General features: G+C 68.0%; 10 protein-coding genes. All 10 read left to right on the top strand.

All coding sequences use genetic code 11. The features are described from left to right. Positions 1 to 277 precede the first annotated feature (277 nt). The gene (gene mihF, locus KDB67_RS11960; RefSeq protein WP_005181260.1) at positions 278 to 592 is read left to right on the top strand and encodes an integration host factor, actinobacterial type; all 315 of its coding nucleotides are present in this window, start codon (positions 278 to 280) and stop codon (positions 590 to 592) included. Continuing rightward, positions 589 to 1203, top strand: coding sequence for a guanylate kinase (gene gmk, locus KDB67_RS11955; protein ID WP_291015991.1), 615 nt, complete (start codon positions 589 to 591; stop codon positions 1201 to 1203). Before mihF ends, gmk begins: the two co-directional genes overlap by 4 nt. After that, entirely contained in the window at positions 1200 to 1499 is a 300-nt protein-coding gene (gene rpoZ / locus KDB67_RS11950) for a DNA-directed RNA polymerase subunit omega (protein WP_213243267.1), read from the top strand. Before gmk ends, rpoZ begins: the two co-directional genes overlap by 4 nt. A gap of 50 nt (positions 1500 to 1549) precedes the next feature. Further along, positions 1550 to 2797 carry a bifunctional phosphopantothenoylcysteine decarboxylase/phosphopantothenate--cysteine ligase CoaBC gene (gene coaBC, locus KDB67_RS11945; protein WP_291015982.1) on the top strand — a complete coding sequence of 416 codons (1248 nt, stop codon included), beginning with the start codon at positions 1550 to 1552 and terminating at the stop codon, positions 2795 to 2797. A 107-nt stretch (positions 2798 to 2904) separates the two neighbouring features. Further along, on the top strand, positions 2905 to 4113 hold the full coding sequence (gene metK / locus KDB67_RS11940) for a methionine adenosyltransferase (RefSeq protein WP_291015981.1): 1209 nt from the start codon (positions 2905 to 2907) through the stop codon (positions 4111 to 4113). Positions 4114 to 4199: 86 nt separating this feature from the next. Continuing rightward, complete coding sequence (locus tag KDB67_RS11935) at positions 4200 to 6185, top strand: primosomal protein N' (RefSeq protein WP_291015989.1); 1986 nt, start codon at positions 4200 to 4202, stop codon at positions 6183 to 6185. Between the two features lie 59 nt (positions 6186 to 6244). Continuing rightward, positions 6245 to 7183: a methionyl-tRNA formyltransferase gene (gene fmt, locus KDB67_RS11930; RefSeq protein ID WP_291015980.1), complete on the top strand. Its 939-nt coding sequence runs from the start codon at positions 6245 to 6247 to the stop codon at positions 7181 to 7183. Continuing rightward, positions 7180 to 8646 carry an RsmB/NOP family class I SAM-dependent RNA methyltransferase gene (locus KDB67_RS11925; protein ID WP_291015978.1) on the top strand — a complete coding sequence of 489 codons (1467 nt, stop codon included), beginning with the start codon at positions 7180 to 7182 and terminating at the stop codon, positions 8644 to 8646. Before fmt ends, KDB67_RS11925 begins: the two co-directional genes overlap by 4 nt. 88 nt (positions 8647 to 8734) lie before the next feature. Beyond that, complete coding sequence (locus KDB67_RS11920) at positions 8735 to 9196, top strand: CAP domain-containing protein (protein WP_291015976.1); 462 nt, start codon at positions 8735 to 8737, stop codon at positions 9194 to 9196. Between the two features lie 60 nt (positions 9197 to 9256). Continuing rightward, complete coding sequence (locus tag KDB67_RS11915) at positions 9257 to 9508, top strand: AbrB/MazE/SpoVT family DNA-binding domain-containing protein (protein ID WP_291015974.1); 252 nt, start codon at positions 9257 to 9259, stop codon at positions 9506 to 9508. The last annotated feature ends 228 nt before the right edge of the window (positions 9509 to 9736 follow it).

Below are 9736 nucleotides of genomic sequence, written 5' to 3'. Positions count from 1 at the left end.
GCGGGCGACAACGGGCCGACACGGACGACGACAGCCGGCCGAGCCGGTCCGACATGGGGCCGAACGTCCCTACATCATCGAGTTCCTGGGGTTTTGTGGGGGTGGCACTCGCAAATGCCAGCTCACGTGGGTACGGTCGCATTCGCCGCACCAAATGGCGAGACCCGCAGGTCAGGTAACGATCTCGGGTCCCGCATCGGGCGACCGCGATCACCACAGCCCGCATAGCGGGGTGACGGTGACAGTCCACACGAAGACACGAAAGACGGAGGAACCCGTGGCCCTTCCCCAGTTGACCCCCGAGCAGCGCGCTGCCGCGTTGGAGAAGGCTGCTGCCGCCCGCAAGGCCCGCGCCGAGCTCAAGGAGCGTCTCAAGCGCGGCGGCACCGACCTGCAGCAGGTGCTCAAGGACGCCGAGACCGACGAGATCCTCGGCAAGATGAAGGTCTCGGCGCTGCTCGAAGCTCTGCCGAAGGTCGGCAAGGTCAAGGCGCAGGAGATCATGACCGAACTGGAGATCGCTCCGACCCGTCGCCTGCGCGGCCTCGGCGATCGTCAGCGCAAGGCTCTGCTGGAGAGGTTCAGCTCCTGAGCGCTGCAAGCAGCACCGACCGCCCGAGGGGCCGACTGATCGTATTGGTCGGCCCCTCGGCCGTCGGCAAGTCCACGGTGGTCCGCCGGGTCCGTGAACTGCTGCCGGACCTGTTCTTCAGCGTGTCGGCCACCACCCGCGATCCGCGGCCCGGCGAGGTCGACGGCCGCGACTATCGATTTGTCACCCGCGACGAGTTCGACCGCATGATCGCCGAGGACCAACTCCTGGAATGGGCCGACATCCATGGCGGCCTGCAACGCTCGGGAACCCCGGCGCAGCCCGTCGAGGAACGTCTGGCGGCCGGTGAACCGGTGCTGGTGGAGGTCGACCTCACCGGCGCCCGCAATATCGTTGCGCGGCTACCGGAGGCCACCACCGTCTTCATCGCCCCGCCGAGCTGGGACGTCCTGGTGCAGCGACTGACCGGTCGCGGCACCGAGACCCCGGAGGCCGTGGAGCGACGCCTCACCACCGCCCGCACTGAGATGGACGCAGTCGACGAGTTCGAGCACGTCCTGGTGAACACCGAAGTCGACCAGGTGGCCGAACGGTTGGTATCCTTACTGGTCGGATCCCGACAGACCCATCAATCGCAGGAGAATGCGTGAGCACCCAGACAGATTTCGAACTGACGGCCGTCGAGGATGCGCCCGCGTACGACACCCCGCTGGGCATCACCAACCCGCCCATCGACGAGCTGCTTGAACGCGCCTCCTCCAAGTACGCACTGGTGATCTACGCGGCCAAGCGGGCACGCCAGATCAACGACTACTACAACCAGCTCGGCGACGGCATCCTCGAATACGTTGGCCCCCTCGTGGAGCCCGGCCAGCAGGAGAAGCCGCTGTCCATCGCCATGCGTGAGATCCACTCGGACCTGCTCGAGCACACCGAAGGCGAATAGACCACCGGTTCCGGCCCCAACAGGTCCTGACGCAGAGGTTCGGGTATTCGATGACCGCATCGCCTGGCCGCCGCCGCATCCTTGTGGGTGTGGGCGGCGGCATCGCCGCATACAAGGTGTGTTCGGTCATCCGGCACTTCACCGAAGCCGGCGACGACGTGCATGTCGTGCCGACGCGGGCGGCCCTCAACTTCGTGGGAGCCGCCACCTTCGAGGCACTGAGCGGCAATCCTGTCCGCACCGACGTGTTCGAGGACGTCGACCAGGTCGCCCACGTCAAGTTGGGCCAAGAGGCAGACCTGGTGATCATCGCGCCCGCGACCGCCGACCTGATGGCCCGTGCGGCAGGAGGTCGCGCAGATGACCTGCTGACCGCATCGCTGCTCACGGCCCGATGTCCGGTGCTGTTCGTGCCCGCGATGCATACCGAGATGTGGGAGCATCCTGCCACGCAGAACAACGTCGCCGCGTTGCGTTCGTTCGGTTCGACGGTGATGACCCCGGCTTCGGGCAGGCTCACTGGCCGCGATTCGGGAGCCGGGCGGCTGCCGGATCCGCAGGAGATCGCGCTTGTCGGCGAGCTGCTCCTCGACAGTCCCGGTGCCCTGCCGTACGACCTGCACGGCGTGCGCATTCTCATCAGTGCCGGCGGTACGCGAGAACCGCTCGATCCGGTTCGCTACCTCGGCAACCGCAGTTCCGGCAAGCAGGGCTACGCGCTCGCACGCGTCGCGGCGCAGCGCGGCGCGCAGGTCACGGTCGTCGCCGGAGCCACTTCCGAGCCCGGTGATCCAGCAGGTGTCGAGATTGTCCGGATCTCACAGGCCACCGAACTCGGCGACCAGATGACCAAACGCGCCGCCGACGCCGACGTCGTGATCATGTCTGCGGCCGTCGCAGATTTCCGGCCCGTTGCGGTGGCCGGCTCCAAGATCAAGAAGGGCGCACACGGACCCGCCCCGATCGAGCTGACCACCAACCCCGACATCCTGCGATCACTCGTCGAAGCACGTGACAATGGTCACATCTCGTCGTCCGCCGTGATCGTCGGATTCGCCGCCGAAACCGGTGACGAGACCGGCGGCGTGCTCGACCACGGCCGGGCCAAGCTCCGTCGTAAGGGCTGTGACCTGCTCGTGGTCAACGCCGTCGGCGACGGCAAGGCCTTCGGAACCGAGGACAATACCGGCTGGTTGCTATCGTCCGAAGGTAGCGAGACGGCATTGCCGCTCGGGTCGAAATCACTGATGGCGAGCCGAATACTTGACGAGGTACGCGCCCTCGTATCTGATGGTTGACCGGTCCCGACCCGAGCGCACGCCCCACTGAGGGCACCCTAAGTTCGTGCCGTGTACCGTGGAAAACAATCCTATTTTCCTGAAGATGAAGTGCTTGAGAGGATCCGATGACCACATCGTCGCGCCTGTTCACCAGTGAGTCCGTCACCGAGGGGCACCCCGACAAGATCTGTGACGCGATCAGCGACTCGATCCTCGACGCCATTCTCACCGACGATCCCGCGGCCCGTGTCGCGGTGGAAACCCTGGTGACCACCGGCCAGGTGCACGTCGCCGGTGAGGTGACCACCTCCGCCTACGTCGACATCCCGGGCATCGTGCGGGCCAAGATCCTCGAGATCGGCTACGACTCTTCCACCAAGGGTTTCGACGGCGCCTCGTGCGGCGTGAACGTGGCCATCGGCGCACAGTCGCCCGACATCGCCGGCGGTGTCTTCAACTCGCACGAGAGCCGCACCGGCATCTCCGAGGACGAGATCGACAGTCAGGGTGCGGGCGACCAGGGCCTGATGTTCGGGTATGCAACTGACGAGACTCCCGAGCTGATGCCGCTGCCGATCGCGCTGGCGCATCGCCTGTCCCGCCGCCTCACCGAGGTGCGCAAGAACGGCACGCTGCCGTACCTGCGTCCCGACGGCAAGACCCAGGTCACCATCGAATACGACGGTGACAAGCCTGTCCGTCTCGACACCGTGGTGCTCTCGACGCAGCATGCCGCCGACATCTACCTCGAGAACATGCTGGCCCCCGACATCAAGCGCGAGGTCGTCGACGTGGTGCTGGCCGCTGATGATCTGCCCGAGCTCGACACCTCCGATGTGCGGCTGCTGGTCAACCCGACCGGCAAGTTCGTGCTCGGCGGACCGATGGGTGATGCGGGCTTGACCGGCCGCAAGATCATCGTCGACACCTACGGCGGAATGGCCCGCCACGGTGGTGGCGCCTTCTCCGGCAAGGACCCGTCGAAGGTCGACCGCAGCGCCGCCTACGCGATGCGCTGGGTTGCCAAGAACGCGGTCGCGGCCGGGCTGGCCAAGCGCATCGAGGTCCAGGTTGCGTACGCCATTGGCAAGGCCGCCCCGGTGGGCCTGTTCGTGGAGACCTTCGGCACCCACACCGTCGACGAGGAGCTTATCCAGAAGGCCATTTCCGAGGTGTTCGACCTGCGTCCGCTCGCGATCATCCGCGACCTGGACCTGCTGCGCCCGATCTACGGACCGACCGCCGCGTACGGCCACTTCGGCCGCACCGACGTCGAACTGCCGTGGGAGAGCACCGACCGCGCCGAGAAGCTGCGCGCCGCAGCGGGGCTGTAGCACTGGCCACTCCCTCTCAGGCGAAAACGCCTGCCAAAGGAGCACACACACCCGCGTCACCCCTTCCGGTGGCGCGGGTGTTGCCGATGTTGGGCCTGGCACATCTCGACCGGCCCTTCGACTACCTCGTCGACGCCGCCGACGACGAGACCGCGGCGGTGGGGGCGCGTGTGCGCATTCGTTTCGCGGGCAGGCTGGTCGACGGTTTCGTGCTGGAACGCAGGGCCGACAGCGACCACGTCGGCAGCCTGTCGTACCTGGATCGGGCGGTATCGGGCGAACCGGTCCTGACGCCCGAGCTGGCCACGCTCGCCCGAGCGGTCGCCGACCGGTATGCGGGCACCATGTCCGATGTGGTGCGGCTGGCCGTACCGCCCCGTCACGCCCGCACCGAGGCGCGACCTGCCGACGACGTTCCGCCGCCGCCGGATGCGCCGGACCTGGCGGCGTGGTCGTCGTACCAGCATGCCGACTCGTTCATCGGCGCACTGCGATCGGAGTCCGCGGCGGCCCCGCACGCCGTCTGGCAGGCCGCACCGGGGGAGCAGTGGCCGCAGCGGCTGGCCGAACTGGCCACGGCGGTGGCCGCCGCCGGGCGCGGCACGATCATCATCGTCCCGGATCAGCGCGACCTCGATCGCCTGGCCTCGGCGTGCGAACCACTGCTCGGTGATCGGTGCGTGAGTCTCGCGGCCGGGTTGGGGCCGTCGACGCGGTATCGTCGCTGGCTCGCGATCCGGCGCGGCGCGGCGTCCGTGGTGGCCGGTACCCGTAGCGCAGTGTTCGCACCGGTGCACAACCTGGGCCTGGTGGTGGTGTGGGACGACGGCGACGACAGTCTCGCCGAACCCCGCGCCCCGTATCCGCATCCGCGTGAGGTGGCCGTTCTGCGAACCCACCAGCAACGGTGCGGGTTCCTCGTCGGCGGCTACTCCCGCACCGCCGAGGCACAGGCACTCGTCGAATCCGGTTGGGCGCACGACCTGGTCGCCGATAGACAGACCGTGCGTGCAAGGATGCCGCGGGTGCTGGCACTGTCCGATTCCGACGCCCGCGTGATGCGTGATCCGCTGGCCCATTCGGCCCGGATTCCCGAGATGGCGTTCGCGTCCGCCCGCCGGGCCATCGCCGCGGGTCTGCCGGTGCTGTTCAGCGTTCCGCGGCGTGGCTACCTGCCCTCGCTGGCCTGCGCCGGTTGTCGTACCCACGTGCGGTGCCGCGCCTGCCACGGTCCCGTCCAGCTCGATCAGGACCGGTCCGGTCCCGGCGAAATCCTGGCCTGCCGGTGGTGCGGGCGGACGGAACGACACTTCCGGTGCGTCGAATGCGGTGGCACCCGGGTGCGGGCGCTGGTCACCGGTGCCCGGCGCACCGCGGAGGAACTCGGCCGTGCGTTCGCCGGCGTTCCCGTCGTGGCCTCGGGTGGCAGTGCCACCGTCGATGCCGTCGAGTCAGGTGCCCGGGTCGTGGTCGCCACTCCCGGCGTCGAGCCGGTGGCCTCAGGTGGATACGGCGCGGCGATCATCCTCGACACCTGGGCGTACCTCGATCGCGCCGACCTGCGTGCCACGGAGATGGCGGTGCGGCGCTGGCTGGCGATCGGAGCGCTGGTCCGCGCCCACGGCGACGGCGGGGAACTGGTGCTCGTGGCCGACGCCGGTATCCGGGCCGTCCAGGCGGTGGTGCGCTGGGACCCGGCCGGGTTCGCAGCCCTCGAACTGGCTCAGCGCGCTGAACTGGGCTTTCCACCGGCGGTGACGATGGCATCGGTGGACGGCCTCGCTGCCGATGTCACCCGGTTCACCGACCTCATCGACATGCCCGCCGGTGCCGACCTGCTCGGTCCGGTCCCGCTCCCGTCAGGCGTGCGCCCTCCGGCCGGTCTTGCCGACAGCAGCGCCGCGGGTGCGTTCGACGACGAGTCCACCGACATCGAACGAGTCCTGGTGCGCGTAGGTCGTCGTGACGGGCGCAAGCTGGCCGCGGCACTCACGCAGGCGCAGACCCGCCGCAACACCAAACACGAGACCGGACCTATCCGGGTACAGGTCGACCCACACACCATCGGCTAGCCTCGAACCCTGGTGGTGTCGTCCACCAACAGCCGATCGAACGTGTGCGAAGGGTCCTGATGAGAGTGGTGTTCGCCGGTACGCCGGAGGTGGCCGTACCCACGTTGCGTCGGCTGCTGGAGTCCGAACACGAGGTGGTCGGTGTGATCTCGCGCCCCGACGCCGTCTCGGGCCGCGGACGCAAAGTGTCCCGGTCGCCGGTAGCGCTGGCCGCCGACGAGGCGGGAGTCGCGGTGTTCCAGCCGCGTCGTCTGTCCGACGACGGCGTCGCCGACAAACTAGGTGACTGGAATCCCGACGTCGCAGTCGTCGTCGCCTACGGCGGACTGGTGCCACCGGCGCTGCTGGACCTGCCCACACACGGCTGGATCAACCTGCACTTCTCGGTGCTGCCCGCCTGGCGCGGCGCGGCTCCGCTACAGGCATCGATCGCAGCGGGTGACGAATTTGCCGGGGCGACAACATTTCTGCTCGAAGAAGGGCTCGACACCGGCCCCGTGTTCGGGGTGATCACCGAACGTATCCGGTCCACCGATACCAGCGGCGACCTCCTGGCCAGGCTCGCCGAGGCGGGGTCGGGGCTTGTGGCCGCCACGCTAGACGGGCTCGACGCCGGCGCCTTGGTTCCGGTTGCCCAGCCGCTCGACGGGGTGTCGCACGCACCGAAGGTGACCGTCGAGGACGCCCGGATCCGCTGGGACCGGCCCGCGCATATCGTCGACCGGGTAATCCGGGCACACACCCCCGCGCCCGGCGCGTGGACCACCCTCGATGAGGCTCGCATCAAAGTGGGCCCGCCGCAAGGTATCTCCGAACCCGACGCCGACGAAGCGGTACTTGCGCCGGGTGAATTGCGTGTCACCAAACGTGACGTGTTCGTCGGTACCGCTGGAAAGCCGTTGCGGCTCGGGACAGTCCAGCCGCCCGGAAAGAAACCGATGGCCGCGGCGGACTGGGCGCGCGGAGCCCGCTTGACCGACGGGCAGGTGCTGGGATGATCGGCACGCCGGGCAACCGCAGGCCCAGAAAGGGCGGCGGAGACAGCCGTGGTCCCCGGGACTCGCGGCCTCGCGATCAGCAGCCACGCGATAAGAAGCTGCGCGACAAGGACATCGACGTCGCCCGCGAAGCCGCCCGCGACGTGCTGCGGGCGGTCCGGGAACAGTCCGCGTACGCGAATCTGTTGCTGCCCAGGCTGTTACGGGAGCGCCGTATCACCGGACGGGACGCCGCATTCGCCACCGAACTCACCTACGGCGCCGCCCGCGCTCAGGGTCTGCTCGATGCGGTGATCTCCGCGGCCGCCAACCGTGGCGTCGACGACATCGACGGAAACGTCCTCGACATCCTTCGGCTCGGTGCGTATCAGCTGTTGCGCACCAGAACATCGGCCCACGCCGCGGTGTCCACGTCGGTGGATCTGGCCCGATCCGAATTGGGTATGGGCCCTTCGGGTTTCGTGAATGCCGTGCTGCGTAAGATATCGCAGCGCGACGAGGAACTGTGGATCGACGAACTGGCACCGTCGATGGCCGACGATATGATCGGCAACCTCGCATTCCGCTACGCGCATCCGAGGTGGATCGCCGAGGTGTTCTTCGACGCCCTCGGCCATTCGGCAGGGCAGCTGCAGGCGGCGCTGGCCGCCGACGACCAGCGTCCGCCGGTGCATCTGGTGGCACGTCCCGGGATGATCACCGCGGAGGAACTGGCCCTCACCAGCGGCGGCGACGAGGGTAGGTTCTCACCGTATTGTGTCTATCTACCGGGCGGCGATCCCGGTGCGATCGAAGCGGTGCGTGATGGTTTCGCCGGGGTGCAGGACGAGGGCAGTCAGCTGGTCGCGCGTGCGGTCACCGTCGCCGACGTCGGCGAGGACACCGGTCGCTGGCTCGACATGTGTGCCGGTCCGGGCGGCAAGGCCGCGCTGATCGGCGCGATCGCCGACATCGACGGCGCCCGCCTCCACGCCCTGGAGGTATCCGACCACCGCGCCGAGCTGATCCGCAAGGTGACCGGTGACCTGCCGGTCGACGTCCGCGTCGCCGACGCCCGCAGCTCCGGACTCGAACCCGGCTACGATCGCATCCTGCTCGATGCCCCGTGCTCGGGCCTGGGATCGTTGCGCCGCCGCCCCGAGGCCCGCTGGCGCCGCACCCCCGACGATGTCACCGAACTTGTGGTGCTGCAGACCGAACTGCTCACCGAGGCGCTGCGCCTGGTCAAACCCGGTGGTGTGGTGATCTATTCGACGTGCTCACCGCACCCCGCCGAAACCGTCGACATCATCGGCGCGGTGGTGTCGTCGGTGCCGGATGCCAGGCAACTCGACGCCCGTCCACTGGTCGCTGTCGGCGAGCTCGACGGTTCGCTGCTCGGCCCCGGCCCGCACGTTCAGCTGTGGCCGCACCTGCACGGTACCGACGCCATGTTCCTGGCCGCGGTCACCAAGGACGGATAGTCGTCCCTTCGGGCGATACCCGAATCGCGCTGGGCTGCCTAGCGTCGAGGACACCACCGTCGCTGTTTCGTCCGAAAGGTCCCGTTCGATGAGATGTGTCCCGATCGTGTTCAGCGCCGTGTGCGCACTCGTCGTCGGCCTGGGCGCCCTGGTGGCGCCGGCCCCCGCGCCCGCCGCCCCCACCACGACTTCGCTGGAGGGTGCAATCCATGCGCTCACCAACGCCGAACGCACCAAGCGGAGCCTCGGCAAGCTCGGCACCAACGACTGCCTCAAGCGCTACGCCCTGGCGCAGGCACAACGGCAGGCCCGAGAGAACCGCATGTATCACCAGCAGATGCAGCCGATCCTGCGCGCTTGCGGTCTGCGTTACGTCGGTGAGAACGTCGCCGCGGGCTATCCCACCGCACAGTCGGTGATGACCGGCTGGATGAACTCGCCCGGCCACCGAGCCAACATCCTCAAACGCGAGTTCAACCGCCTCGGCGTCGGCGTCGCCTACTCCACCTCCGGCCGCCCCTACTACTGCCAGGTCTTCGGTCAGGTCTGAACTGCGTCACCGAGTACACTCGCCCTCAAGGATTCTGTAGATCTCAAGAATCGAGGACCCGTGAACCTTGCAAAGCTCTCCGCCAATGGGCAGATCACTGTCCCGGTCGAGGTGCGTCGCAGACTGCGCCTCGTACCTGGCGACAAGGTGCTGTTCCTCGAGAAGCCGAACGGTGAAGTCGTCGTAGCCAAGGCTGGTGTTGCAGCATTCGCTGAGGCTCAGTCCGCCTTCGCCGGGGCGGCGGCGGACTTCGGCGTCGCCGACGAAACCGATGTCGACGTCCTCATCGCTGAGGCGCGCGGCCGAGCGTGATGCTCGTCCTGCTTGACACGAACATCCTCATCTCGGCGCTGATATCGCGTCGGCCGTCGACGTCATCGTCACCGACGACAAGCACTTCCTGGCGCTCGACATCGCGAAGCCACAGATTTTGACTGCGCGTGGCTTCCTGGACACCTACGCTGAGACGTCCGACGCCGACTGACACCCTGACGGACTGCGCGGGCCCGACCCACGAGAACCGCACGTGACCCCAATGGC

The organism is Gordonia sp. (in: high G+C Gram-positive bacteria), from assembly GCF_020438995.1.
In the GTDB taxonomy this organism is placed as follows: Bacteria; Actinomycetota; Actinomycetes; order Mycobacteriales; family Mycobacteriaceae; genus Gordonia.
The sequence above is the reverse complement of the archived record's forward strand: the minus strand, read 5'-3'. Positions and strand labels throughout refer to the sequence as shown.

What these genes read in the sequence shown, in the direction of transcription:
- metK (WP_291015981.1), top strand. Translation starts at nt 2,905, where the DNA reads ATGACCACATCGTCGCGCCTGTTCACCAGTGAGTCCGTCACCGAGGGG.
- KDB67_RS11925 (WP_291015978.1), top strand. Translation starts at nt 7,180, where the DNA reads ATGATCGGCACGCCGGGCAACCGCAGGCCCAGAAAGGGCGGCGGAGAC.
- coaBC (WP_291015982.1), top strand. Translation starts at nt 1,550, where the DNA reads ATGACCGCATCGCCTGGCCGCCGCCGCATCCTTGTGGGTGTGGGCGGC.
- KDB67_RS11920 (WP_291015976.1), top strand. Translation starts at nt 8,735, where the DNA reads ATGAGATGTGTCCCGATCGTGTTCAGCGCCGTGTGCGCACTCGTCGTC.
- KDB67_RS11935 (WP_291015989.1), top strand. Translation starts at nt 4,200, where the DNA reads ATGTTGGGCCTGGCACATCTCGACCGGCCCTTCGACTACCTCGTCGAC.
- fmt (WP_291015980.1), top strand. Translation starts at nt 6,245, where the DNA reads ATGAGAGTGGTGTTCGCCGGTACGCCGGAGGTGGCCGTACCCACGTTG.